The organism is Bradyrhizobium sp. 930_D9_N1_4, assembly GCF_052076015.1.
Taxonomy (GTDB): domain Bacteria; phylum Pseudomonadota; class Alphaproteobacteria; order Rhizobiales; family Xanthobacteraceae; genus Bradyrhizobium.
In genome coordinates, this window is record NZ_CP197236.1 from 6,904,061 (window position 1) to 6,929,351 (window position 25,291).

At 65.1% G+C, this 25,291-nt stretch carries 25 protein-coding genes, 1 tRNA gene and 1 pseudogene; 16 read left to right on the forward strand and 11 right to left on the reverse strand.

Features of this window, described 5'->3' with window-relative positions; genetic code table 11:
* Window positions 1-5: 5 nt before the first annotated feature.
* Both AB7532_RS32825 and AB7532_RS32830 read right to left on the reverse strand, forming a co-directional pair.
* A complete protein-coding gene (locus AB7532_RS32825; protein WP_441238798.1) occupies window positions 6-2,093 on the reverse strand; it encodes an acetate--CoA ligase family protein in 2,088 nt (695 codons plus the stop codon).
* A gap of 3 nt (window positions 2,094-2,096) precedes the next feature.
* On the reverse strand, window positions 2,097-2,888 hold the full coding sequence (locus tag AB7532_RS32830) for an enoyl-CoA hydratase/isomerase family protein (protein ID WP_441238799.1): 792 nt from the start codon (window positions 2,886-2,888) through the stop codon (window positions 2,097-2,099).
* 162 nt (window positions 2,889-3,050) lie between these two features.
* On the opposite strand from AB7532_RS32830, the gene AB7532_RS32835 reads away from it, so the two are divergent.
* Together AB7532_RS32835 and AB7532_RS32840 are read left to right on the forward strand one after the other, a co-directional pair.
* The gene (locus AB7532_RS32835) at window positions 3,051-3,827 is read left to right on the forward strand and encodes an IclR family transcriptional regulator (RefSeq protein ID WP_441238800.1); all 777 of its coding nucleotides are present in this window, start codon (window positions 3,051-3,053) and stop codon (window positions 3,825-3,827) included.
* A gap of 228 nt (window positions 3,828-4,055) precedes the next feature.
* Complete coding sequence (locus tag AB7532_RS32840) at window positions 4,056-5,012, forward strand: alpha/beta hydrolase (RefSeq protein WP_441238801.1); 957 nt, start codon at window positions 4,056-4,058, stop codon at window positions 5,010-5,012.
* Window positions 5,013-5,032: 20 nt separating this feature from the next.
* Here the strand turns inward: AB7532_RS32840 and AB7532_RS32845 are convergent, their stop codons facing one another.
* From AB7532_RS32845 to AB7532_RS32855, 3 genes are all read right to left on the reverse strand, one after another.
* Complete coding sequence (locus tag AB7532_RS32845) at window positions 5,033-5,935, reverse strand: hypothetical protein (protein WP_441238802.1); 903 nt, start codon at window positions 5,933-5,935, stop codon at window positions 5,033-5,035.
* A 20-nt stretch (window positions 5,936-5,955) separates the two neighbouring features.
* Window positions 5,956-6,032 (reverse strand) — tRNA-Arg (locus AB7532_RS32850).
* A 174-nt stretch (window positions 6,033-6,206) separates the two neighbouring features.
* Window positions 6,207-7,709 carry an ATP-binding protein gene (locus tag AB7532_RS32855; protein WP_441238803.1) on the reverse strand — a complete coding sequence of 501 codons (1,503 nt, stop codon included), beginning with the start codon at window positions 7,707-7,709 and terminating at the stop codon, window positions 6,207-6,209.
* Window positions 7,710-8,071: 362 nt separating this feature from the next.
* On the opposite strand from AB7532_RS32855, the gene rpmH reads away from it, so the two are divergent.
* The 11 genes from rpmH (at window position 8,072) to dapE (ending at window position 17,964) form a co-directional block, all read left to right on the forward strand.
* Entirely contained in the window at window positions 8,072-8,206 is a 135-nt protein-coding gene (gene rpmH, locus AB7532_RS32860) for a 50S ribosomal protein L34 (protein WP_008542748.1), read from the forward strand.
* 28 nt (window positions 8,207-8,234) lie between these two features.
* The gene (rnpA, locus tag AB7532_RS32865; RefSeq protein ID WP_441238804.1) at window positions 8,235-8,636 is read left to right on the forward strand and encodes a ribonuclease P protein component; all 402 of its coding nucleotides are present in this window, start codon (window positions 8,235-8,237) and stop codon (window positions 8,634-8,636) included.
* Window positions 8,637-8,652: 16 nt separating this feature from the next.
* On the forward strand, window positions 8,653-10,494 hold the full coding sequence (gene yidC / locus AB7532_RS32870; RefSeq protein WP_441238805.1) for a membrane protein insertase YidC: 1,842 nt from the start codon (window positions 8,653-8,655) through the stop codon (window positions 10,492-10,494).
* Between the two features lie 140 nt (window positions 10,495-10,634).
* On the forward strand, window positions 10,635-11,297 hold the full coding sequence (gene yihA / locus AB7532_RS32875; protein WP_441238806.1) for a ribosome biogenesis GTP-binding protein YihA/YsxC: 663 nt from the start codon (window positions 10,635-10,637) through the stop codon (window positions 11,295-11,297).
* Window positions 11,297-11,662 (forward strand): DUF423 domain-containing protein, encoded by a 366-nt coding sequence (locus AB7532_RS32880; RefSeq protein WP_441238807.1) that lies wholly within the window; start codon window positions 11,297-11,299, stop codon window positions 11,660-11,662. The genes yihA and AB7532_RS32880 overlap by 1 nt, the downstream gene beginning before the upstream one ends.
* A 199-nt stretch (window positions 11,663-11,861) precedes the next feature.
* Entirely contained in the window at window positions 11,862-12,749 is an 888-nt protein-coding gene (gene argB / locus AB7532_RS32885; RefSeq protein ID WP_441238808.1) for an acetylglutamate kinase, read from the forward strand.
* 155 nt (window positions 12,750-12,904) lie between these two features.
* Window positions 12,905-13,891: a DUF1036 domain-containing protein gene (locus AB7532_RS32890; protein WP_441239405.1), complete on the forward strand. Its 987-nt coding sequence runs from the start codon at window positions 12,905-12,907 to the stop codon at window positions 13,889-13,891.
* Between the two features lie 230 nt (window positions 13,892-14,121).
* On the forward strand, window positions 14,122-14,814 hold the full coding sequence (locus tag AB7532_RS32895) for a pyrimidine 5'-nucleotidase (RefSeq protein WP_441238809.1): 693 nt from the start codon (window positions 14,122-14,124) through the stop codon (window positions 14,812-14,814).
* 233 nt (window positions 14,815-15,047) lie between these two features.
* A complete protein-coding gene (gene dapD / locus AB7532_RS32900) occupies window positions 15,048-15,893 on the forward strand; it encodes a 2,3,4,5-tetrahydropyridine-2,6-dicarboxylate N-succinyltransferase (protein ID WP_441238810.1) in 846 nt (281 codons plus the stop codon).
* A gap of 263 nt (window positions 15,894-16,156) precedes the next feature.
* Window positions 16,157-16,801 carry a DUF805 domain-containing protein gene (locus AB7532_RS32905; protein ID WP_441238811.1) on the forward strand — a complete coding sequence of 215 codons (645 nt, stop codon included), beginning with the start codon at window positions 16,157-16,159 and terminating at the stop codon, window positions 16,799-16,801.
* A complete protein-coding gene (dapE, locus tag AB7532_RS32910; RefSeq protein ID WP_441238812.1) occupies window positions 16,798-17,964 on the forward strand; it encodes a succinyl-diaminopimelate desuccinylase in 1,167 nt (388 codons plus the stop codon). Before AB7532_RS32905 ends, dapE begins: the two co-directional genes overlap by 4 nt.
* A gap of 204 nt (window positions 17,965-18,168) precedes the next feature.
* On the opposite strand, the gene truA is transcribed toward dapE, so the two are convergent.
* The 3 genes from truA to def are packed head-to-tail and all read right to left on the reverse strand — an operon-like array spanning window position 18,169 to window position 20,366.
* Complete coding sequence (gene truA, locus AB7532_RS32915; protein ID WP_441238813.1) at window positions 18,169-18,906, reverse strand: tRNA pseudouridine(38-40) synthase TruA; 738 nt, start codon at window positions 18,904-18,906, stop codon at window positions 18,169-18,171.
* Window positions 18,906-19,829 (reverse strand): methionyl-tRNA formyltransferase, encoded by a 924-nt coding sequence (gene fmt, locus AB7532_RS32920; protein ID WP_441238814.1) that lies wholly within the window; start codon window positions 19,827-19,829, stop codon window positions 18,906-18,908. Before fmt ends, truA begins: the two co-directional genes overlap by 1 nt.
* A gap of 12 nt (window positions 19,830-19,841) precedes the next feature.
* On the reverse strand, window positions 19,842-20,366 hold the full coding sequence (def, locus tag AB7532_RS32925) for a peptide deformylase (RefSeq protein WP_441238815.1): 525 nt from the start codon (window positions 20,364-20,366) through the stop codon (window positions 19,842-19,844).
* Window positions 20,367-20,538: 172 nt separating this feature from the next.
* Between def and AB7532_RS32930 the strand changes: the two genes are divergently transcribed.
* From AB7532_RS32930 to AB7532_RS32940, 3 genes and pseudogenes are all read left to right on the forward strand, one after another.
* Window positions 20,539-21,738, forward strand: coding sequence for a DNA recombination protein RmuC (locus tag AB7532_RS32930; protein WP_441238816.1), 1,200 nt, complete (start codon window positions 20,539-20,541; stop codon window positions 21,736-21,738).
* Window positions 21,739-21,869: 131 nt separating this feature from the next.
* Window positions 21,870-22,173, forward strand: a pseudogene (locus AB7532_RS32935) (GIY-YIG nuclease family protein).
* Between the two features lie 161 nt (window positions 22,174-22,334).
* The gene (locus tag AB7532_RS32940) at window positions 22,335-23,699 is read left to right on the forward strand and encodes an AmpG family muropeptide MFS transporter (protein WP_441238817.1); all 1,365 of its coding nucleotides are present in this window, start codon (window positions 22,335-22,337) and stop codon (window positions 23,697-23,699) included.
* 169 nt (window positions 23,700-23,868) lie between these two features.
* On the opposite strand, the gene AB7532_RS32945 is transcribed toward AB7532_RS32940, so the two are convergent.
* Genes AB7532_RS32945 through AB7532_RS32955 form a run of 3 tightly spaced genes read right to left on the reverse strand, consistent with a single transcriptional unit; the run spans window position 23,869 to window position 25,266 of the window.
* Window positions 23,869-24,306, reverse strand: coding sequence for a hypothetical protein (locus tag AB7532_RS32945; protein WP_441238818.1), 438 nt, complete (start codon window positions 24,304-24,306; stop codon window positions 23,869-23,871).
* A 26-nt stretch (window positions 24,307-24,332) separates the two neighbouring features.
* Entirely contained in the window at window positions 24,333-24,935 is a 603-nt protein-coding gene (recR, locus tag AB7532_RS32950) for a recombination mediator RecR (RefSeq protein ID WP_441238819.1), read from the reverse strand.
* A 1-nt stretch (window position 24,936) separates the two neighbouring features.
* Window positions 24,937-25,266, reverse strand: a complete 330-nt coding sequence (locus AB7532_RS32955; protein ID WP_441238820.1) for a YbaB/EbfC family nucleoid-associated protein — start codon at window positions 25,264-25,266, stop codon at window positions 24,937-24,939.
* Window positions 25,267-25,291 lie beyond the last annotated feature (25 nt).

Genomic DNA, 25,291 nt, shown 5'->3' on the forward strand with positions numbered 1-25,291 from the left:
TTTGTTCAGACATTGAGAACGACCAATCCGTCGACTGCCTTCACGCCCTGGCCCGCCGGCAGTACGAGCACCGGATTGATTTCGGCTTCGACGAGGCGGTCGCCGAGCTGCGCAACCATGCGCGAGAAAGCGACGATCGTTGCTGCGAGCGCCTCGACATCGCATTTCGGCCGGCCCCGAAAACCGTCCAGCAGCGGCCAGGTGACAAGATCGCGCGCCATCGCGCGCGCCTCGGACAGGCCGAGGCCGCCTTCCGGCGGCAGCAGGCGCATCGTGGTGTCCTTGAACAACTCGGCGGAGACGCCGCCCATTCCGAGCAGGATCGCGGTGCCCAGGGGATCGCGATGCATCCCGAGAATGATCTCGACACCGCCTGTGATCATCTCCTGAACCAGGAACTGGTCGGGCCGCCTCCCGGCCCTCTTCTCGACGTCCTCCGCCATCACCGTCAGGCGGCCGCCAATCGTTTCAGTGGTCAGGTTGACGGCGACGCCGCCGACGTCGCTCTTGTGGGCGATCTCGCGCGAGAGAATCTTCAGCACGACCCGGCCGCCGAAGTCGCGCGCGGCCTGCTCGGCTTCAGCTGATGTTGCGACCACCTTCTCCGCCGCGACCGGAACACCGAAACGCGTGAACAGCGCCTTGGCCTGCGCCTCGTCCAGCGATCCCGCCGGAAGATCGCCGATATCGACCGCCGGCTCGATCGCGCCGGATGTCTGCACCTGTTCCTGCTGTCCGGCCTGCAACAGCCCGTCGAGCGCGGCAGCGCAGCTTTCGGCCGACGTATAGGCCGGGACGCCTCGCCGGGTGAGGGCCGAGACCACGTCGGGCGCGTGGGGACTCACATAGGCAATGACGGGCTTGTCGCTCATCGGCAGGCAGTCGTGGATGGCATCGGCCATCAGGGTCGGCGACCCCACGGCCGACGAGCCGACAATGATGGTCAGCGCATCGTAGGAGGGACTTGCGAGCAGGATGCGGATTGCCGCGCGAAGCAGATCCGGCTGCAGGCCGGCCAGGGTCACGTCGATCGGATTGCGATCGAGCGTGGCGTGCGATCCCGACTGAAGGCTGCGCAATTGCGCTGATGTCTCGGCGTCGGGAGCGGGTGTCGCAAAGCCGGCGACGCCGAGACTGTCGGACACGACCGTGCCGGCGCCACCGGTCGAGGTCAGGATCGCCACGCGCTTGCCGGACAACTTCCGCTCCGCCGCGAGAGCTGCGGGAATGTCGAGCAGGTCGTCGAACGTCTTCGCGCGGATCACGCCGAGCTGCCTGAACAAGGCATCGTACATGCGGTCAGAGCCCGCAAGTGCGCCCGTGTGCGAGACGGCCGCCTTGGCGCCTGCCTCCGACCGCCCGATCTTGAAGGCGACGACGGGCTTGCCGGCGCGGCGCGCTTTAAGGACCGCTTCCCGAAAGCGCGCCGGATTGCGGATCGCCTCGATATAGAGCGCGATGACCCTGGTCGCGCTGTCGTCGGCAAGAAAGTCGATGAAGTCGGCGAGCTCGAGATCGGCTTCGTTGCTGGTCGACACCAGCTTGGACAGCCCTATCCCGCGCGCCGCAGCGCGCGACAACAGGGCCCCGAGAATGCCCCCGCTTTGCGAGACCAGCCCGATCGCGCCTGCCGGGAAATGATCCATCGCCAGCGCGCCGGAGGCCGACAGCACGATATTGTCGGTGAGATTGACGAGGCCGATCGTGTTCGGCCCGAGAAGACGCATGGATCCCGCGGCTTCCACGAGCTGCTCCTGGCGCTCGGCGCCTTCGGCCCCGGTTTCGGTGTAGCCGCTGGCAAGAACGATCGCCGCCGCGGCGCCGCGCGCCGACAATTCGCGCACCGCGATATGCGCGCGCTCCGCGCCGAGCAGGACGATGCCGACATCAGGCACATCAGGCAGCGAAGCGACGTCGGGGTAGCAGCGCAGACCGCCGATATCAGCGACCTTCGGATTGACGGGATAGATCGCACCCGCAAAGCCGTGCTTCCTGAGATAGGAGACCGGCCGCCCCGACGTCTTGGTCGGGTCTGCGGACGCGCCGATGATGGCGACGCTGCGCGGCCGGATCAGCCGTTCGATCGCATCCATCGCTCAATCCTTCGACGCGGATTGCGCAAGGAACGCCGTCACGGCGTCCCGATGCTCCGCACTGGTGTAGCAGATGGCCTGCGCCTGGCTGCCGAGACTGAAGATGTCATGCGCGGAATGCTCGAAGGTCTCGTTCAGGATCTTCTTGCCCAGCGCCAGCGCGGTGGGAGACCCCTGCGCCAGCTCGGCCGCCCAGGCTTGGGCTGCCGGCAGCAACTCGGCCGAGGCCACCTTGCGATCGACGATGCCGAGCGCGAGCGCTTCGTCGGCCTCGACCATACGGCCGGTGAAGATCAGCTCCTTGGCCCTGGGAAGCCCGACGCGGCGCGGCAGGAAATACAGGCCGCCGCCGTCGGGGATCAGGCCTCGCTTGATGTAGGACCAGGTGAATTTCGATCGTTCCGTTCCCATGACGAAGTCGCAGGCAAGCGCGGTGTCTGCGCCGAGGCCCGCCGCGGCGCCGTTGACGGCGGCAATGGTCGGTTTCGGCAGGCCCAGCAGGAACGACTGCACATGGTGCACGCCCTGCTGACGGCTCCATCCGTTGAAGGCGACTTCGCCCTGTGGCGATTCCAGCCGGCGCTTCATGCCGCTGATATCGCCGCCGGCACAGAAGGCGTTGCCGCGCCCGGTCAGCACCAGGGCCTTGATCGCCTTGTCGCGAGCCACGGTTTCGAGCGCACTGACGAACTCGGCGCGCATCTCGTCGCTCATGGCGTTGCGCCGTTCCGGCCGGTTGAATGCAATCGTCGCGACGCCGGCGTCGACGGAAAATTCGATGAGCTGATAGGACATGGCAAGCTCCGGACGCTCTCCCGAATGCCGATCTCAGGCCGTGCCGCTCCTCGTCGAGCCGCGCGCGGCCAAGGCATTCTTCTTTCTTGTGCCTATAGCGGCTTGCGCCCTGCGCAACATCCCCCTAATTCCACTAAGTGGAAATGCGTTGGGAGGCAGGCCGTGGCGCAGGCGCGCAGATATGCGGGCGGAGTTGACGGCAACCGGTCGCTCGAACGAGGCATCGAGATCCTCAGGGCCTTCCGGCCCGGCGTCGACACGCTGGGCAACGGCGAGATTGCGGAGCGAACCGGATTGCCGCGATCGACAGTCAGCCGGCTGACGCGAACGCTGGTCAATTCCGGGATGCTCGACGAAGTCCGCGCCGAGAGGGCGTACCGCCTCGCTGCGTCCGTCATCAGTGTTGGCCACGCGATGCGAACAGCATCGCCCGTGCTCAACGCGATCGGAGCGATGATGCGCGCCGAGTCGGCGAAGCGCCGGCTCAATGTAGGGCTTGCGACCGCTGATCGAACCATGATGGTGTACCTCGAATCGATCCGCTACAGCCCGCGCGCGGCGCTGCGCAACGTCGTCGCCGGTCAGCAGGTGCCGATGGAGCTGACGTCGCTCGGTCGCGCATATCTGGCCGGCATTGGCGCGACCGAGCGCGAGCGATTGCTGAGACTCTTTGGACGGCGTAGCGCGGCAGCCACGAAGGCGTTGCTCGCGGACGTCAGGAGATCGATCGGCGCCGTCGAACGCGACGGCTATTGCGCGGTGTCGTGGCAGCCTGGCGTTCTTGCCGTCGCAACGCCCATCGTGCTGGAGGGGGTTCCTGTCTACGCACTGAACATGAGCCTGCAAAATGTCGATCGGTCCGATGCGCTGAGAAGCGAGATGGGCGCGTACCTCAACGCCTTCGCGGCCAAGTGCAAGGAGCTGCTGGCCGGCCGCTAATTCGGATCACTCGTTGGTCGCATCGCGCGCAATCCGCGGCAGCGAACGTTGTGTCATGACCACGCAACCAGACGGCTCCGCCGTGTTCTCGCCGCCATTGTCATTCAGGGAGTTAAGCGGGGCGGCGTTATGGTGGCAAGTTCCCAAAGGTTCCGAGTGACCGTCCGACATCCTCTGCAACGCGATTCCCATCGTTCTCTTTCGCGCCGTGCGCTCCTGGGAGGGCTGGTGTCGGCAGGCAGCGCGCTCGCGCTCGGCGGATGCGCAGGTTTGAGCGCGACCGGCGCACGCTACGACGCGTCGTCCATCTCGGCCGACCCCACATTGCTCGTCGCCACCACACGCAAACCCGTGAAGAGTGGTCGTACGAAACCCTGGTTCGGGCCGGAGCGCGCAACCACGATGACGGTCGCGCGGGCAAGGCTGGTGGCGCCGGACGACAGCCGTCTGTCTCTCGCCTCGGTCGGCATCGGCGATTGGCGCCTCGATCAGGTCGAACCGGTGCAGGCTGACATCGGCGATCTCCTCGCACAGGGTGGCGGCGGAGGAGACGTGCTGATCTATGTGCACGGCTTCAAGCAGACGTTCGAGACGGCCGTGCTCGATGCCGCACATCTCTCCGACGGAATCAAGTTCCGCGGCCGGACCATCGCGTTCTCCTGGCCCTCCAGGGACGGACTGTTCGATTATGCCTATGACCGCGACAGCGCGATGTGGTCGCGCGACGAATTCGAACGCGTGCTCTCTTCTCTGGTGTCGGCTTCAGGCGGCGGCCGCGTCCACATCGTTGCCCACAGCATGGGAACCATGCTGACGCTTGAGAGCCTGCGTCAGCTCTATGCGCGATATGGCGACACCGTGACGGGCAAGATCGGCGCGGTGGTGTTTGCCGCGCCTGATATCGACATGGACGTGTTCTCGTCGGCGGTCCACCGCATCGGTCCGCTGGCCGGCAAGATCACCGTGATTGCCGCGACGAACGATCGCGCCCTGGCGCTGTCGGGGCAACTCGCAGGTGGCATGACCCGGGTCGGCGCGGCCGAGAAGGCGGTCATCCAGCAGCTCGGCGTGCGCGTTGTCGATGCGTCCCAGGAGGGGCTCGGCATCATCAATCACGATCTCTTTCTATCGAACGCGGACGTGCAGCGGACGATCCGCCGCTCGATCGAGGGGACGACCGCGTAAGGCGCGCCCGCGCGGCGCCGTTACAATTTTCCGTAGACGCGCCCGGCGACCGCCTTCAGGCGCTCGACCGAGCCGGACTCCGGATGCGGCTTGACCGGCGCGAACAGGATCGACGCCTGCCTGCCCTTCTTCCAGACATAGATGGTGACGGCGTTGCCGTTGCCCTTGGTGCAGGAATGCTCGCCGAACGCTTCGCTGCCGAACTCGGGGATCGCCACATGTTTGCAGGGACCTGCGCGTTTCATCATGCCGATGACCGTGTCGCGCGACATCGTGATGACAGCGACCATCACGGTGTTGGCCTCGCGATCGAACATCATGCAGCTGCCGGCGCCGGTGCGCTGGACCTCGAGCGTGCTCTTGTCGAGGAAGCCGTCGGCATCGGCGGCCGTGAGCCACTCGCAATTGCCGAACCGCTCGCTGCTCTTGCCCACATTGGCGACGGCAACGCGCGCGGCATCAGCGATCGGCCCGAGCAGCGCGTTGTCGGCACGCCGGCCGGTCGGATAGACGGTGATCTGGAGAATATAATCGCCGGACAGGGTGACGACCGAGGCCTCCTGGCGCTCCGCGCCGGCGGCGCTCGTTCCGCCCTGGCCTTCGTCGCCGACGCCTGCGACTGCGGTCAGCGGCATGCGTTCGCCAAGCGTCTTGACGAAGGTCGCGTACAATTCCCTGGCGCGGTCCTTGTCGGGATTGCGGAACACGGTCAGCATCATCGTGTCGCCGCGCCCGCCCTGGTAGATGCAGCCGCGGCCGTCCTGATTGGAGATCAGCGACCATTTGAGCGCCGGCATCGCACCGGCGAGCTCCCTGGCGCTGATGAACGGGCAGGTTTCAGCCGCGCGCACGGGAAGCACGGGGACGGCTGCAAATGCGAGGATAAGGGCGAGGCAGGAGAACAGGCGGGCGATAGGATGCATGGGATCACATACTACCGAAATGGCGCGCCCGGAACGATTCGAACGTCCGACCCTCAGATTCGTAGTCTGATGCTCTATCCAGCTGAGCTACGGGCGCGTTTTTCGCGAACAGTGCGGGCAGAGCCCGCACGCAGCCTCCGGACAGCGCCGGAGGGGTGCGAAAGAGCGCTCTGACTAACCGCTCTTGCCCCGATTGGCAAGGTCCGCGATGGGGAGATTTTGCAGGGAGATGACGGTTTTCCAAGACGCCGGTGGGTCGGCCTCTGGCCGACTACGCCCTCTGCCGCTCGTTGCGGACGGAGAGGAGTTCCACGGGGCGGTCGGGGATGACGATCCGGAAGGTGGCGCCGAGGGTGCCTTCGACTAGGTGGATCTCGCCGCCATGGGCGCGGACCAGCTCGGCAGCGATGGCAAGACCCAGCCCGCTGCCGCCGGGACGGCCGGAGGTCTGGAACGCCTCGAACAAATGGTCCCGGGTCTTCTGCGGCACGCCGGGGCCGGTGTCGGAGACCTCCAGGATGGCAACGGCGCCTTCGCGTTTTCCCGTGATCCGGATCTGCTGTGCGCCGCCGCCCTCGGCCGAGGCATGGCTTTCCAGCGCCTGGGCAGCGTTACGGACGAGGTTGAGAAGCACGCGGAACAGCTGGTCCGGGTCGGCATCGATCGCCAGCCCGCGCTCGATGGCCGCGACCCAGGCGATAGAGGCGTCGCTGGCGAGGCCCGCGGTTTCGCGCACCTCGAGCACGACCGGCTCGATCATGATCATGCGGCGGTCGGGCGCGGCCTCCTGGGCGCGGCCGTAGGACAACGTCGACTGGCAGAAGGCGATGGCGCGTTCGAGCGAACGCACGAGCTTCGGCGCAAAGCGCTGCACCCGCGGATCCGGCACGCTGGCGAGCTGGTCGGACAAAAGCTGCGCCGAGGCCAGCAGATTGCGCAGATCGTGGTTGATCTTGGACACCGCGAGGCCGAGGGCGGCGAGCCGGCTCTTCTGATGCAGCATCGACATCAGGTCGCGCTGCATGTCCGACAATTCGCGCTCGGCAACGCCGATCTCGTCGCTGCGCTGGCTCGGCACGATGATGCGCGCCGAACTCTCGGGGTTTTCGTGAAAGCCGACCAGGCTCGCCGTCAGCCGCCGCATCGGCCGCACGAAGAGATAATGGAGCGCGAAGTAGACGAGGCCCGCGGTCAGGATGCCGATGATCAGCGCCACCACCACGACGTTGCGGGAGAAGCGGTACATCTGCTGCCGCAGCGGCAGCTCGTCGGTCACGATCTCGACGAACTGGGCATTGCCGACACCGGGGCCGACGATGCGGATCGGCTGGTTGCCGGTCTCCAGCATCATCTGGAACGAGCCGGTGATCGCCTCCCACACCGTCATGTCACGCAGGTCGACGTCATGCTCGATGGCGGCCGGAAGATTGTCGCTGGCGAGCAAACGGCGCTGCTGACCCATCTTGATGGCGACGGCGCGGGCGTTAATGCTTTTCAGGATCTCGCGCGACAGCGAATCCGGAACCATGCCGAGCGGGGCGGCATCGAGCACCAGCGCCGCCGTATTCGCCGCAGCAACGCGGTCATTGAGACGGTTGACCCAGAAGTTGGCGATGGCGGGCACATAGAGCAGGATGGCCGCGATCATCACCAGGGGAACGGTCAGCAGCAGCAGCTTGCCTGACAGCCCAAGCCCGCCGGGGCCACGCGGCCGTATCGCCGGCTGGCCCGGCTGATCCGTATCCTGGATCGGCTGGCGGTCTGTCGCTGCCACGAAATTCGCCCCTGCTGGCTTGTAATAGAGCTTGGCTGATGGAGGATGCGACCCGCCCGGGGGCCGGTCAAATTACGGATCGCTCATCTCCCGACGTGGGATGTAAGCGCTGATACGGCGAGTCGCTACCTCATGGGTTAAAAACCCCGCACAAACAGCGATATTCACCGGAATCGTGCGTTCTTGCGGCGTTGACGAAAACAAGACGCTCCCTTATAAGCCGGCCAAATTGTCCGCGATGACCCGGTGTGACGCCGGGAGCGGCTCTCTTTGGGGCCGAAAAAGGGCCCATTTTGGGCCGCATCTTCCGGGCTTTACCCTTAATTCTACAGGCAAATTGCCCGGTCAGCGGAGAAAAACCCGTGAAGCGGACTTATCAACCCAGCAAACTGGTGCGCAAGCGCCGTCACGGCTTCCGTGCCCGTCTCGCCACTGCCGGCGGTCGCAAGGTTCTCGCCGCACGCCGCGCCCGCGGCCGCAAGCGTCTGAGCGCCTGAGCCGGACCCCCATTTTTGGGATTTCATCATGGATCGGCTGAGGCAGCGAGCGGATTTCCTCGCCGTTGCCAATGGCGCGCGGGCGAATAGTCCCGCGTTCGTCCTGCAAAGCATTGGCCGCGACGACAGCGGCCCGATCCGGATCGGCTTCACCGTTACGAAAAAGAACGGCAACGCCCCCGAGCGCAATCGCATCCGGCGCCGGCTTCGCGAACTGGTGAAGCGGCTCGATCCGGTGTTGATGCAGCCTCATCATGATTATGTGCTGGTCGGCCGAAGGGACGCGCTCTCGCGCGACTTCACGACCATGCTCGACGATCTGCGCATGGCGTTTACGAAGCCCGCGCGGCATACGCACAAGGGACGCGGCCCACGGACTGACCGCACAAGGCCCAGCCCTGCCCTGGCGTCCAGCCGCAAACCGGATTGATGACGAGACAATAGTGATGACCGACAATCGCAATACCATCCTCGCCGTCATTCTCTCCGGCCTGGTCCTGATCGCCTGGCAGTATTTCTACAATGTGCCGGCGATGGAGAAGCAGCGCGCCCAGCAACAGGCGGCCGAGCTCCAGAAAGCCACGCCGCAGCCGGCGGCCTCCGCGACGCCGGGCTCGACCCCGCAAGCCGGCGGCGCCGCGCAGCCGACGACGCCGGGCGCGAGCCAGCAGGCCCAGCCGGTCGTGGCCCGCGACACCGCGATTGCCGCCAGCCCGCGCGTGAAGATCGACACGCCGCGGCTGACGGGCAGCGTTTCGCTGAAGGGCGGCCGCATCGACGACCTCGCATTGGTGCAATACCGCGAGACGGTCGACCCGAAATCGCCGGCGATCGTGCTCTATTCGCCCTCGGGCACCGCGGAGCCCTATTACGCCGAGTTCGGCTGGGTGGCCGCGACGGGCGTGACGTCGAAGATGCCGGATGCCCAGACCGTCTGGCAGCAGGACGGCAGCGGCAACCTGACGCCGACCACGCCTGCGGTGCTGAAGTGGGACAATGGCGAGGGCCTCACCTTCCGCCGCACCATTGCGGTGGACGACCATTATCTCTTCACCATCAAGGACGAGGTGAGCAATGTCGGCAATTCGCCGGTCACGCTCTACCCGTTCGCACTGATCTCGCGCCACGGCACGCCGCAGGTCTCCGGCTATTACATCCTGCATGAAGGCCTGATCGGCTATCTCGATGGCTTGCAGGAATACGCCTACAAGAAGATCGATGAAGCCAAGACGGTGAACTTCAAGGCCACCAATGGCTGGCTCGGCATGACCGACAAGTACTGGGCCTCGGCGCTGCTGCCGGACACCAGTGCCACGCTTCAGGCGCGCTTCTCCTCGAACCCGGTCGGCAACGTCCACACCTACCAGACCGACTATCTGCTCGATCCCATCACCGTCGCGATCGGCGGCAGAGCCACCGCGAATGCGCGGCTGTTCGCCGGCGCCAAGGAAGCCGGCGTGGTCGGCGTGTTCCCGTTCGCCGGCCTCGGCGGCTACAACAAGGAACTCGGCCTCAACCATTTCGATCTGTTGATCGACTGGGGCTGGTTCTACTTCATCACCAAGCCGATGTTCCTCGGCCTCGACTTCTTCTACCGTTTCTTCGGCAATTTCGGCATCTCGATCCTGCTCGTGACCGTGATCGTGAAGCTGCTGTTCTTCCCGCTGGCGAACAAGTCCTACGCCTCGATGGCGAAGATGAAGTCGGTCCAGCCGCAGTTGGCCGCGCTCAAAGAGCGCTACCCCGACGACAAGGTGAAGCAGCAGCAGGAGATGATGGAGATCTACCGCAAGGAGAAGATCAACCCGGTCGCCGGCTGTCTTCCCGTGGTGATCCAGATCCCGGTGTTCTTCTCGCTCTACAAGGTGCTGTTCGTCACCATCGAGATGCGGCACGCGCCGTTCTACGGCTGGATCAAGGATCTCTCCGCGCCGGACCCGACCAACCTGTTCAACCTGTTCGGGCTGATCCCGTTCGATCCGACCACGATCCCGGTGTTCGGCCATTACCTCGCGCTCGGCATCTGGCCGATCATCATGGGCATCACGATGTGGTTCCAGATGAAGCTGAACCCGACGCCGCCGGATCCGACCCAGCAGCTGATCTTCAACTGGATGCCGCTGATCTTCACTTTCATGCTGGCGGGTTTCCCGGCGGGCCTCGTGATCTACTGGGCCTGGAACAACACGCTCTCGGTGCTCCAGCAGAGCTACATCATGCGCCGCAACGGCGTGAAGGTGGAGCTGTTCGACAATCTCAAGGCGACGTTCGCGAAGAAGGCGACGTAGCGGCCGTCATCGCCAGGCAAATTGCCTCCACATCGTCATGCCCGGGCTTGTCCCGGGCATCCACGTTTTGAAGGATGCCCGGCGGACAGACGTGGATGGCCGGGACAAGCCCGGCCACGACGAGAGGATGGACCGCTCGCATGAACGACAAGACCGACGACAAAGATGCGAAGCTGATCGAAGCCGGGCGAAAGCTGTTCGCGCGCGACTGGCAATTCATCTGGGCTTCGCCTTCGATTGCGGCGCTGCCGCCGATGGCGGGGCTGGAGATCGCCTTTGCCGGGCGTTCCAATGTCGGCAAATCCAGCCTGATCAACGCGCTCACCGGCCGTAACGCGCTCGCGCGCACCTCGCATACGCCGGGCCGCACCCAGGAGCTGATCTTCTTCGAGGTCCCCGGCAAGACCGATTTGCGTCTCGTCGACATGCCCGGCTATGGCTACGCCAGGGCGCCGAAGAGCCAGGTCGCGTCCTGGACCGAGCTGATCCACACATTCCTGCTCGGCCGCACCTCGCTCGCGCGCGTCTACGTGCTGATCGACGCGCGGCATGGCCTGAAGGACGTCGATCTCGAAGTGCTGAAGACGCTCGACCGCTCCGCGGTCAGCTACCAGATCGTTCTGACCAAGGCCGACCAGGTGAAGGCCGCCGAGCTTCAATCGCGCGTCGCCGAGACCGAGGCCGCGCTGGCCAAACATCCGGCTGCATTCCCGAACGTGCTCGCAACCTCGTCACGCAGCGCGACCGGCATGGAGAACTTGCGCGCCGCGATGGCGAAGCTGCTGGAAGAGCGGACCAAGTGATGGTGGCGTTCCGCCTGCTGATCGGGCTTGCCGGTTTGATGGGCGCCGCCGGCGTCGCGCTGGCCGCGGCGTCCGCCCACGGCGCGGATGCCGGCAGGCTTGCCTCCGCCAGCGCCATGCTGCTGTTTCATGCAACTGCCATATTGGCGACCACAGCCTTGCTCACGCGCGACCTTCTGCATGGCGGAATTGGACTGGTTGCCGCGTTCGGCTTCGTGATGGGCACCGCACTGTTCGCGGGCGATCTCACGTTGCGGCAATATGCCGGGCATTCGCTGTTTCCGTTTGCCGCACCGACCGGTGGCACCGTGATGATTGCGAGCTGGCTGGTGGTGACGCTCGCGGCGGTGGTGGCACGGAAGTAGCTCTCTCGTGTCCCGGACGCGGTGCGGCACGCAGTGACGCTCCGCGGAGCCGGGACCCAGCAGCGACATGGGCCCCGGCTCTGCAGCGCACCGCTGAAGAAGCGCTGCGCTGCGTCCGGGGCACGAAGACCACTTTGCGCCGCGCCCGCCAATCAGATAGAACGCAGGCCGCGTTTAGTCCCGCCAGCGAGACCGTGACATGACCGACATCTCTCCGCTCGACCAGGCCCGCATCCTGTCCGAGGCGCTGCCGCACATGCAGCAGTATGACGAAGAAACCATCGTCATCAAATATGGCGGCCATGCCATGGGCGACGAGGAAGCCGCGAAGAATTTTGCCCGCGACATCGTGCTGCTGGAGCAGACCGCGATCAATCCGGTCGTCGTGCACGGCGGCGGGCCGCAGATCGCGACCATGCTCAAGCGCCTCGGCATCGTCTCGGAATTCGCCGCCGGCCTGCGCATCACCGACGCCGCGACCATCGAGATCGTCGAGATGGTGCTGGCCGGCTCCGTCAACAAGCAGATCGTCGGCTACATCAACGAAGCCGGCGGCAAGGCCGTGGGGCTGTCGGGCAAGGACGCCAACATGGTGAAGGCGTCCAAGACGACGCGCACCATCGTCGATCCGGATTCGAACATCGAGAAGGCAATCGATCTCGGCTTCGTCGGCGACCCCGAGAAGGTCGACCTCACGCTGCTCAACCAGCTGATCGGCTACGAGCTGATCCCGGTGCTGGCGCCGCTCGCGACGTCGAAGGAAGGCCAGACGCTGAACGTCAACGCCGACACCTTTGCCGGTGCCGTGGCGGGTGCGCTGAAGGCAAAACGCCTGCTGCTGCTCACCGACGTGCCCGGCGTGCTCGACAAGTCGAAGAAGCTGATCCCGCAGCTCTCGGTGAAAGACGCGCGACAATTGATCGCCGACGGCACCATTTCCGGCGGCATGATCCCGAAGGTCGAGACCTGCATCTACGCGCTCGAGCAGGGCGTGGAGGGCGTCGTCATCATCGACGGCAAGATGCAGCACGCGGTGCTGCTCGAGCTCTTCACCAATACGGGCACGGGAACGCTGATCCACAAGTGATGCAGGAGCGGACAAAGAAAGCCGTCATGGCCGGGCCTGTCCCGGCCATCCACGATCTTTCGTTCCGCGCCAAGAACGTGGATGCCAGGGACAAGCCCGGGCATGACGAGGAGAGAGCAAAGCGACCTCGCCGCTCTTCCCTCGCGCGTTTCCTGATGACGCTGCCGGCCGCGGCCGTCTCGTTTGTCTTCTCTTCCGCGCCTGCTTTCGCCGATTTGAAAATCTGCAACCGCATGTCCTATGTCGTCGAGGCCGCGATCGGCATCGACGACAAGGCGGCGACCGCGACGCGCGGCTGGTTCAGGATCGATCCCGCCACCTGCCGCGTCGTGGTGCAGGGCACGCTGAGCGCGGACCGCATTTTGCTCAATGCCCGCGCGCTCGGCGTCTATGGCGCCTCGCCAATCCCGCAGAACGGCAGCGACACGCTGTGCGTGGCGCAGGACAATTTCGTCATCGCGGCGGCACGGCAATGCCGCAGTGGCCAGACCCAGGCTGCGTTCACCCAGATCACGCCGACACAAGGTGCGGACGGCAATCTCGTCGCCTATCTCGCCGAGGATTCCGAATATGACGACGAGCAGGCGCGCCTCGCCGGAATCCAGCGGCTGCTGGTGATCGCCGGCTATGACGCAGCCCCGATCGACGGCGTCGACGGCCCCAAGACGCAAGCCGCACTGGCCGCGTTCCTGAAGAGCCGTGGATTGGCGGCGGACATCATGGCGTCGCCGAATTTCTTCAAGACCATGGTCGATGCGGTGCAGACGCCGTCTGCGACCGGCCTGACCTGGTGCAACGACACGCCCCACAAGGTGATGGCGGCAGTGGCGACCGACGACGGCAAATCCGTAACCAGCCGCGGCTGGTATCGCATCGACCCCAGGACCTGCCTGCATCCCGATGTGACCGGCCAGCCCAAACAGATCTTCAGCTTCGCGGAAGCCATCGACGCCGACAACCGCGTGATCAAGCTGAAGGACAGGCCGCTGAACTGGGGCGGCGACAAGCAGCTCTGCACGCGCGAGACCAAGTTCGAAACCAACGAACAGACCGATTGCGGCGCGCGCGGTTTCGCGGCGACGGGTTTTGGTGCGGTGGATATGAGCAGCGGCGGCAAGACGCTGCGCTTTGCGATGCCGTGATGGGTGAGATGGCACCGTTGATTGGCGCGGCGGCCGCGCCACAAATTCCGCTGTCGTCCCTGCGAAAGCAGGGACCCATAACCACAGGATTTGGTTATGGCGCGAGCTGCCAACCACGCGTCTTCGCCAAATCTCTCCCTGTGGTTATGGGTCCCGGATCTGCGCTTCGCTTGTCCGGGACGACAGCAGAGAGTGCGGTTGCACTTACGTGTAACGAATAGAGAGTTGTGATGAAATCTCCTCGCGCCTTCGGCCACATCGACACCTGGGTGTTCGACCTCGACAACACGCTCTATCCGCATCACGTCAATCTGTGGCAGCAGGTCGATGCGCGGATCGGCGAGTTCGTGTGCAACTGGCTCAACGTCGGTCCGGCGGAAGCGCGCAATATCCAGAAGGACTATTACCGGCGCTTCGGCACCACCATGCGCGGCATGATGACCCTGCACGGCGTGCGCGCCGACGATTATCTGGCCTATGTCCACAAGATCGACCATTCGCCGCTGGAGCCGAACCCGGCGCTCGGCGAAGCCATCACGAAACTGTCGGGGCGGAAGCTGATCCTGACCAACGGCTCGGTCGATCATGTCGACGCGGTGCTGGCGCGGCTCGGCCTCGCCGGCCATTTTGACGGTGTGTTCGACATCATCGCGGCCGGCTTCGAGCCCAAACCGGCAGAGCAGACCTACCGGAAATTCCTGAGCGACCATGCGGTCGACCCGACCCGCGCGGCGATGTTCGAGGACCTCTCCCGCAACCTCACCGTCCCGCACGCGCTCGGCATGACCACCGTGCTGGTGGTGCCTGACGGCACCAAGGAGGTGGTGCGCGAGGATTGGGAACTGGAGGGCCGGGACGCGGCCTATGTCGACCACGTCACGGATGATTTGACGGGGTTTTTGGGCAAGTTGCCCCCCAAATAGCCGCCGTCGTCCCGGGGCGCGAAGCGAGCCCGGGACCCATAACCACAGGGAGTGGTTGTGGCACGAGATCGATGACTCCGAGTTCTCGCCAAACAACGGCCTGTGGCTATGGGTCCCGGGCTCGCGCTTCGCGCGCCCCGGGACGACGACCGAGTATGCCTTGACTCTCCCGGCCCAAATCCCGAAAAAGCGCCCCAATCCATCAAAATTCACGTTCCCAAGAGGAAATCCCGATGTCCCTGTCCGCCCTCGAATCCACCATCAACAGCGCCTTCGACGCGCGTGACGGTATCTCGACCTCGACCAAGGGCGACGTGCGCGAGGCCGTGGACCAGGTGCTGGAGACCCTGGACAAGGGCGAGGCGCGCGTCGCCGAGCGCGGTGCCGACGGCAAGTGGAAGGTCAATCAGTGGCTGAAGAAGGCCGTGCTGCTCTCTTTCCGTCTCAACGACATGGGCGTCATCAACGGTGGCCCCGGCAAGGGGACCTGGTGGGACAAGGTGCCCTCGAAGTTCGAAGGCTGGGGCGAGAACCGTTTTCGCGATGCCGGTTTCCGCGCCGTCCCCGGCTCGATCGTCCGCCGCTCGGCCTTCATCGCCAAGAACGTCGTGCTGATGCCGTCCTTCGTCAATCTCGGCGCCTATGTCGATGAGAGCACCATGGTCGACACCTGGGCCACCGTCGGCTCCTGCGCGCAGATCGGCAAGCGCGTGCACATCTCCGGCGGCGCCGGCATCGGCGGCGTGCTCGAGCCGCTCCAGGCCGAGCCCGTGATCATCGAGGACGATTGCTTCATCGGCGCGCGCAGCGAAGTCGCCGAAGGCGTGATCGTGCGCAAAGGCGCGGTGCTGGCGATGGGCGTGTTCCTGGGCGCCTCCACCAAGATCGTCGACCGCGAGACCGGCGAGATCTTCATCGGCGAGGTGCCGGAATATTCGGTCGTCGTCCCCGGCGCGCTGCCCGGCAGGCCGATGAAGAACGGCCAGATCGGCCCGAGCACCGCCTGCGCCGTCATCGTCAAGCGCGTCGACGAGCGCACGCGGTCGAAGACCAGCATCAACGAGTTGCTGCGGGACTGAGTTCGGTCTGCAAGCTGTAATCCGTCACCCTGAGGTGGCCGCCCCTTCGGCGGCCCTCGAAGGGCGACGGCCCGGCTGCCGCCGCATCGTGGCCGTGCATCCTTCGAGGCTCCCGGCGCGATGCTTTTGCATCGCGCCACTCGCACCTCCAGCGATAACGGCTTCGCCGTTACGCGGGGATGACGGTTAAGCTCCGTATCGAACCCACACTCCCTCCATCGCGACCAATCTTCGGGCGGCCCGCACCGCCCGGAGCTTCTCGCATGGACTGGTCCTGGTACCTCTTCCGCTTCGACGGTCGGATCAATCGCGCTTTGCTGTGGCAGGCGCTGCTGATCGTTGCGGTGCTGGCGGGCCTGCTCGGTGTGATCAGTCAGGTGATCCACCTTCTCAACGCCGACGGATCGCTGAAACTATCCATCAAGCTCGATTTCGACTTCGGCCTCGACGACCTCTTCAAGCTGGTCGATCCCCGGGCCTATCGTTCGCTGGCATCCCTTGATCGCACGGATCTGGTCCTGAAGTCGTTCGGCCTGGCGCTGTTCTCATGGATCTTCCTGGCGACGGCCATCAAGCGGCTGCACGACCGGGACAGGAGCGGCTGGTGGATCGTTCCGTTCTTCCTGGTGCCCGGCCTGTTCGGTCAGTTCTCGGACCTGCTGCCTGACTCCCATTGGATGCTTCCGTTCGGCCTCACCGCGTCGGCCCTGTGGCTGTGGGGCGTCGTCGAGCTGTTCATCGTGCCCGGCACGTCGGGCCACAACCGGTTCGGCCCCGATCCGCTGCTGGGAATCGAGGACAGCTCGGCCGCGCCCCCTGCAAAAGGCTGGGACCAGAGCCACGAGATGGAAATTGTCCCGCCCAGCGCTAGCCCACCCGGCGGCATGCATGTTAAGCGGGGCTCATGACCGATGCTCTCTCGATTGCCCGCGATCTCATCCGCTGCCCCTCGGTAACCCCTGAAGATGCCGGTGCGCTGGGCGTGCTCGAAAAAGCCCTCAACGCCGCCGGCTTCACCTGCGACCGCGTGACATTCAGCGAGAACGGCACCGCCGACGTCGACAATCTCTATGCGCGGATCGGCACCGAAGCGCCGCACATCACCTTTGCCGGCCACACCGACGTGGTACCGCCGGGCGACGAGAGCGCCTGGAGCGTCGGCGCATTCTCCGGCGAGGTCCGGGACGGTTTTCTGCACGGCCGCGGCGCGGTCGACATGAAGGGCGGCATCGCCTGCTCGGTCGCCGCCGTGCTGGAGCATCTCGCCGCCAACGGCGGCAAGCCGCGCGCGGATGGAAAAGGTTCAATCTCGTTCCTGATCACCGGCGACGAGGAAGACGTCTCCATCAACGGCACGATCAAGCTGCTGAAATGGGCGGCCGAGCGCGGCGAAAAATTCGATCATTGCGTGCTGGGCGAGCCCTCCAATGTCGAGACGCTCGGCGATACCATCAAGGTCGGCCGCCGCGGCTCGCAATCCGGCACGCTCTATGTCGACGGCGTGCAGGGCCATGTCGCCTATCCGCACCGCGCGGCCAATCCGGTGCCTGATATTTCGCGATTGATCGTGGCGATCAGCGACGAGCCGCTCGACCATGGCAGCGCGCAATTCCAGGCCTCGAATCTCGAATTCACTTCGGTGGACGTCGGCAACAAGGCCAACAACGTCATCCCCGGCGAGGCCCGCGCCAAATTCAACATCCGCTACAATGACAACCACACCCAGGCGAGCCTGCGCGAGCTGATCGAGACGCGGCTGACCAAGGCCTGCGGCAACCGCATCAAGGCCCGCATCGTCTGGGAGCCCTCGAACTCCAACGTGTTCGTGACCAAACCGGGCCCGTTCACCGATCTCGCGGTCTCCGCGATCGAGGAGGTGACGGGGCGCAAGCCGGAGCTGTCGACCTCAGGCGGCACCTCGGATGCGCGTTTCATTTCCAGCTACTGCCCGGTGATCGAGTTCGGTCTGGTCGGCCAGACCATGCACCAGGTCAACGAGCGCGTGCCGGTGGTGGATTTGGAGAAGCTGACAAAGGTGTATCGCGGGATTTTGACGCGGTATTTCGGGTAGGACTTAGGTCCTCCGCCGTCACCACCTGCTGCGCTGTCATCGTCCGCGAAAGCGGGCGGTCCACACTCCGCTGTCATCGCCCGCGAAGGCGGGCGATCCAGTATTCCGAGACGACAGTGATTCCTCGATAGGCCGCGGCGTACTGGATGCCCCGCCTTCGCGGGGCATGACACCGATGATGAGGCACCGGCGTCGGCTTCTCGTCTAATAATCCACCTTCATCAGATACAGCCCATCCGGCGGGGCAACGATGCCGCACGCCGCACGGTTGCGCGCTGCGAGTGCTGCGGAGAGATCGTCGGCGGTCCAGCGGCCTTCGCCGACCCAGACCAGCGATCCCACCATCGAACGCACCTGGCTGTGCAGGAACGAGCGCGCCGAGGTGACGATGCTGATCTCGCGACCGTCGCGCAGCACGTCGAGCTGGTCGAGCGTTTTCTCCGGCGACTTGGCCTGGCATTCGGTGTTGCGAAAGGTCGTGAAGTCGTGCTTGCCGAGCAGACGCTGGGCCGCCGCGTGCATCGCGTCGGAATCGAGCTTGCGCGGCACACGCCAGGCATGGCCGATGTCGAGCGCGAGGTTGGCGCGCGTATTGACGATTCGATAGCGGTAATGGCGCTTCACGGCCGAGAAGCGCGCCTCGAACGCATCAGGCACGATCTCGGCCTCGAGCACCGCGATCGGATGCGGGCGCAGATGCGCGTTGAGGCCGTCGCGAAAGCGGCCCTGCGGAAACTGCTTGTCGATATCGACATGGGCAACCTGGCCGCGCGCATGCACGCCGGCATCGGTGCGGCCGGCGCCGTGCACGCGCAAATCCGTGCCGGTCATCGCCTTCACGGCCGCTTCCAGCGCGCCCTGCACCGACGGCAGCGTGTCCTGCACCTGCCAGCCGAAGAACGGCGCGCCGTCATATTCGATGGTGAGCTTGTAGCGGGGCATCAGGCCAGCCGCATCGGCGGCTTCACGGGCACACCACGCAAAAAGTCCATGGTCTGCATCCGCGCCTTGCCCTCGCGCTGGAGCTCGAGAATGCGGATCGCGCCCTCGCCGCAGGCGATGGTGAGTTGATCGTCCAGCACCGCGCCGGGCTCGCCAGATCCTTTCGCGAGTTCGCAACGCAGGATTTTCACCCGCGCATTGTCGAGCTCGGCCCACGCGCCCGGGAACGGCGACAGGCCGTGGATGTGACGCAGCACCGCGCGCGCGGGTTTCGACCAATCGATCCGCGCTTCGGCCTTGTCGATCTTGGCGGCATAGGTGACGCCGTCTTCGCTCTGCTTCTTGAGCTGCAAACCGCCGCGCCCTAGCGCGGCCATCGCACGCACCATCAGGTCGGCGCCGAGGCGAGAGAGGCGATCGTGCAGATCGACCGCGGTCATGGTGTCGGTGATCGGAAGCCGCTCGGCCATGGCAACGTCGCCGGTATCGAGGCCGACATCCATCTTCATCACCATCACGCCGCTCTCGGCATCGCCTTCCATGATCGCGCGGTTGATGGGGGCGGCACCGCGCCAGCGCGGCAGCAGCGAACCGTGGAGGTTGTAGCAGCCGAGCTTCGGCGCATCGAGAATCGCCTGCGGCAAGATCATGCCGTAGGCGACGACGACGGCCGCATCTGCGTCGAACGCGCGAAACTCTTCCAGCGCCTCCGGTGTCTTCAGCGTCTTCGGCGTCAGCACGGGCACGCCGAGCCTTCGCGCGGCTTCCTCGACCGGGGTCGGCTGCAATTGCAGGCCGCGCCGCCCGCCGGGCTTCGGCGCGCGGGTGTAGACGGCGACGATCTCGTGGCCGTGCGAGACCAGCTCGAGCAGCGTCGGCACGGAGAAATCGGGCGTGCCCATGAAGATCAGGCGGAGGGGCATCAACGGAGAACCTTACTCCGCGCGCTTGGCGGCTTTCTCGAACTTCTTGATGACGCGGTCGCGCTTGAGCTTCGACAGATAGTCGACGAACAGCACGCCGTTGAGATGATCGATCTCGTGCTGGATGCAGGTGGCGTAGAGGCCTTCGGCGTCCTCCTCGTGCACCTTGCCGTCCAGATCCGTAAACCGCACGCGCACCTTGGCCGGCCGCTCGACCTCCTCGTAATATTCGGGGATCGAGAGACAGCCTTCCTCGTAGACCGACAGGTCCTCGGAGGAGGCGATGATCTCGGGATTGATGAAGACGCGCGGCAGCGGCTTGGTCTCGCCGTCGGGGTCCGGCTTGGCGAGGTCCATGGTGATCAGCCGCAGCGGTTGCGCGATCTGGATTGCGGCCAGCCCAATGCCGGGGGCGTCGTACATGGTCTCGAACATGTCGTCGGCAAGCTTGCGGATCTCCGGCGTGACCTTCTCGATCGGCTTGGAGACCAGACGCAGCTGCTTGTCGGGCAGGATGATGATTTCTCTGAGGGCCATGGCCGCGATTTAAGCTGCATGCCGGATGCGGTCAATGCAGACAGGAACCCCGTTAACCCTTCGCTAACCATAAAACTTCGCCTTTCGTTAACCATAAAAATTAGCGGGCTATTAACCATAAATGTTCGCTATTCGTTCGTGCGGTCGAGCGAATCGGCTTAGAAGTACGGGCATGAACGAGATCATTTTCATGCTGGGCGACTGGCCGGTGCGCACCATCGACGCGCTGATCGGCTTCGGCGCCCTCGTCCTCATCCTGCTGGTGCTGATTGCCGTCGTGATCGCGCGATCCGGGCGGCGCGGCGCGGAACTCGCGATGGCGCATGCGATCCGGGCCGACGAGCTCGAGGAGCGCCTCAGCCAGGTCCTGCATGCCCAAAGCGAATCCTCCGGCCGGGTCGATGCCATGACCCAGGCGCTGGCGGGACGCCAGGCCGAGATGGCGCGGGCGGTCAACGAACGGCTGGATTCGGTGACGCATCGGGTCGGCCAGTCGATGGAACACTCGACCCGCAACACCATGGAGAGCCTGCGCGCGCTGCACGAGCGGCTCGGCATCATCGACAGCGCCCACAAGAACCTCACCGACCTCACCACGCAGGTGACGACCTTGCGCGACGTGCTCGCCAACAAGCAGTCGCGCGGCGCCTTCGGCCAGGCGCGGATGGAGGCGATCGTCCAGGACGGCTTGCCGAAGGGCGCCTACGAATTCCAGTTCACGCTCTCGACCGGAAAACGGCCCGACTGCGTGGTGTTCCTGCCCGACCAGCGACCGCTCTGCATCGACGCGAAATTCCCGCTGGAAGCGATGACCGCGCTGCACGACGCCCGCAGCGACGAGGAGAAGCGCATCGCCACGCAGCGGCTGCGCGGCGACGTGATGAAGCATGTCAGCGACATCGCCGAAAAATATCTCGTCACCGGCGAGACCCAGGAGATGGCGCTGATGTTCGTGCCGTCGGAATCGGTCTACGCCGAGATCCACGACGGTTTCGACGACGTGATCCAGAAGGCTTACCGCGCCCGCGTGGTGCTGGTGTCGCCGTCGCTGCTGATGCTGGCAATCCAGGTGATGCAGCAGATCATGAAGGACGCGCGCATGCGCGACGCCGCCGACCAGATCCAGACCGAAGTGATCAAGCTCGGCGACGATCTCGGCCGCCTGCGCGACCGCGTGGTCAAATTGCAGAAGCACTTCTCCGACGCGAACGAGGACGTCCGCCAGATCCTGATCTCCGCCGACAAGATCGAGAAGCGCGCGGGGCGAATCGAGGAGCTCGATTTCAGCAAGGCGGACGCGCCGGACGGACCGCATCTGGTGGCAACAGGTGCGGCGGAGATGTTTCCGAGGAAGCTCCAGGCGGGGGAGTAGATCCAGGCACGCTGTCATACCCCGCGAAAGCGGGGTATCCAGTACCCTGCGGCGATTGTGATTGAATCGAGACGCTGGTGATTACTGGATCGTCCGCCTTCGCGGACGATGACACCGTTAGGTGTGGTCGCATGGGCGGACGCCACTACTACGTCTACATTACTCGCCAGCAAGATTGGTGGCACGCTGTATATTGGCGTGACGAGTGATCTCATTCGCCGCGTGGCAGAGCATAAGTCGAAGGTCATCGAGAGCTTCACGGAAAAGTACGACGTGGCAAGGCTGGTCTATTTTGAGCAGTTCGACGATCCAGAGAACGCGATCAAGCGGGAAAAGCGTCTCAAAAAGTGGAATAGGGCCTGGAAAGTCCGATTGATCGAGAAGAGCAACCCGAATTGGGATGATCTTTATCCAGGAATTGCCGGCCCACCATGACGGTGTCATGCCCCGCGAAGGCGGGGCATCCAGTACGCCGCGGCGGTTGTGATTGAACCGAGGCGCTGGCGGCTACTGGATCGTCCGCCTTCGCGAACGATGACACCGAGAGGGGCGACGACACCTCCCTAGTCACCCCCAGAATCTGCTAACACCTCCCCATGACCGCACCCGACGCGACCTCGCCTGCCGCTTCCTCCGCCCCTGCGACCTCATGGCGCGACAGCCTGGCTGTTTACCTGCAGCCGCGGGTGCTGATCGTGCTGTTCCTCGGCTTCTCCTCAGGGCTGCCGCTGGCGCTGTCGGGCTCGACGCTGCTGGTGTGGATGCGGGAGGCCGGCGTCGACCTCAAGACCATCGGGCTGTTTGCGCTGGTCGGCACGCCCTACACGCTGAAATTCCTGTGGGCGCCGCTGGTGGATGCGCTGCATGTCCCGCTGTTCACCCGCACGTTCGGGCGGCGTCGCGGCTGGCTGCTGTTCTCGCAATTGCTGCTGATCGTCGCGATCCTGCTGCTGGCGATGACCGACCCGGCACGCTCGCCGTTCTACGTCGCGCTCGGCGCGCTGCTGGTGGCGACGACCTCGTCGACGCAGGACATCGTGGTCGACGCCTTCCGCGTCGAGAGCCTGCCCGAGAGCGAGCAGGCCGCCGGCATGGCGGCTTACGTTGCGGCCTATCGCATCGGCATGCTGGTCTCGACCGCGGGCGCGCTGTTCATCGTCTCCGGCTTCGAGGGCACCGGCATCACGCGCACACAGGCCTGGATGTGGGGCTATGTGGTGATGGCATCGATGGTGCTGATCGGGACCATCACGGCGCTGGCCGCGACCGAGCCGGAACAATCGATGCGGGCTGAAGCTTCGACGCAAACGGAGACGGCGTTCGCGCGCGTGCTGAACGCGGCGATCGGCGCCTTCTCCGAATTCCTGTCGCGCAAGGACGCTCTCGCCGCGCTCGCCTTCGTCGTGCTGTTCAAGTTCACCGACGCGTTCTCAGGCACGATGACGGCGCCGTTCGTGATCGACCTCGGCTTCACCCGCAACGACTATGCGGCGATCGTGAAGGGCGTCGGCCTCGCGGCGACGCTGATCGGCGGCTTTGCCGGCGGCTTCGTCGCGCGGCGTTATCCGCTGGCGATGTCGCTCTGGATCGGCGGCGTGGTGCAGGCGCTGGCCAATCTGACCTTCTCCTGGCTCGCCATCGTCGGCACCAATCAATGGGCGCTGGCGCTCGCCATCTGCGCCGAGAACTTCACCAGCGCGATCGGCACCGTGATCTTCGTCGCCTATCTCTCGGCGCTGTGCCAGAACCCGCTGCACACGGCGACGCAATATGCGCTGCTCACCGCGCTGGCGGCGGTGGGGCGGACCTATCTGTCGTCGGGCGCCGGCTTCGTGGCGGATACGACGGGTTGGGCGCTGTTCTTCGTGATCTGCGTGCTGGTGGCGATCCCGAGCCTGGTGCTGCTGGCCTGGCTGCAGAAGCGCGGGCACTTCGAGGCGCTGGGGCCGGTCAGGGTTTAGGACGACACGCGCCACACCCTCGGTGCCGTAGGGTGGGCAAAGCGAAGCGTGCCCACCATCACGCCATGAATTAGAAACAGATGGTGGGCACGGCGCGTTGCGCCTTTGCCCACCCTACGGCAGCTCGTCTCGCAATGATGGCGGAGCGAGTGGAGCGCGCCGCGCCCCCCTACTGCTTCCTGATCAAGCTCCACTTCGTGATCACGGCTTCGCTCATCTGGCCGGGATCGCTGGCGCAGGCGATCTCGTCGACCTTGACCGAGATTTCCTTGCCGACGAACGATTTCAGCTGCGTGGCCTGCGCGTCGCTGGAGGTGACGAGCTGGAACGTCTCTGGACCCGTCTCGAGATTGCACAATCCGCTCGGCGCCGGCAGGCGGCGCGGCTCGGAGGTGATCTGGTACATCGCAATCCGCTTGCCGGCGTTCTTGACGTCGCGCACCTTCATCGCGTTCAGCTCGCCCGAGAGCACCTCGCCGGCGTTGATCGGCTTGCCGGGCTTCGACGGCGGCGGCGCGCCGTCGTCCTGCTGCGCGGCGATGGCCGGCGTCACCAGCAGCAGCATCGTCGCGGCCAAAGCCAGGCGTGTGGCGAAAAGTTTCGTCATGTCGTCCGTTCCGTAAGTCTGGATGGCTAGAACAAGGTCCGCTGCCGCATCGCGGCCGATAGCGTACCTTCATCGAGATAATCAAGCTCGCCACCGACCGGCACACCGTGCGCGAGCCGGGTTACTTTGACGTTGGCGTCCTGAAGCAGGTCGGTGATGTAATGCGCGGTGGTCTGACCGTCGACCGTCGCGTTCAGCGCCAGGATGACCTCGTGCACCTCGGCCGCGTGGGCGCGCGCCACCAGCGCGTCGATGGTGAGATCCTGCGGACCGACGCCGTCGAGCGGCGACAGGGTCGCGCCCAGCACGTGATAGCGTCCTTGCGTGGCATTGGCGCGCTCCAGCGCCCAGAGATCGGCGACATCGGCGACCACCACGATGATCGCGGGATCGCGCCTGGGATCGATGCAGACCGTGCAGGGATTTTGCGTGTCGATGTTGCCGCAGGTCTTGCAGACCTGGACCTTGTCGAGCGCGACCTGCAAGGCGCTCGTCAGCGGCGTCATCAGCGCTTCGCGCTTCTTGATCAGATGCAGCGCCGCGCGCCGCGCCGAGCGCGGGCCAAGGCCCGGCAACCGCGCGAGAAGCTGGACCAGCCGCTCGATTTCGGGACCTGCAACCGCGCCCATGTTACTGGCCGAACAGCCCCGACATCCCGGGCGGCAGGCCGAGCCCGCCGGTGAGCGACTGCATCTTCTCCTGCACCGCCGTCTCCGCCTTGCGGCGGGCATCACCGAGCGCGGTGACGAGCAGGTCTTCGAGCACCTCGCGCTCCTCGGCCTTCATCAGCGAGGGATCGATCTTGATGCCCTTCACGTCCATCTTGGCGGTCATGCGCACGGCGACGAGGCCGCCGCCGGAGATGCCTTCGACTTCCACATTGCCGAGCTGCTCCTGCATCTCCTGCATCTTGGATTGCAGCTGCGCCGCCTGCTTCATCATGCCGAGAAAATCAGCCATCGGTGCTCGTCCTTGGAAAGATAGG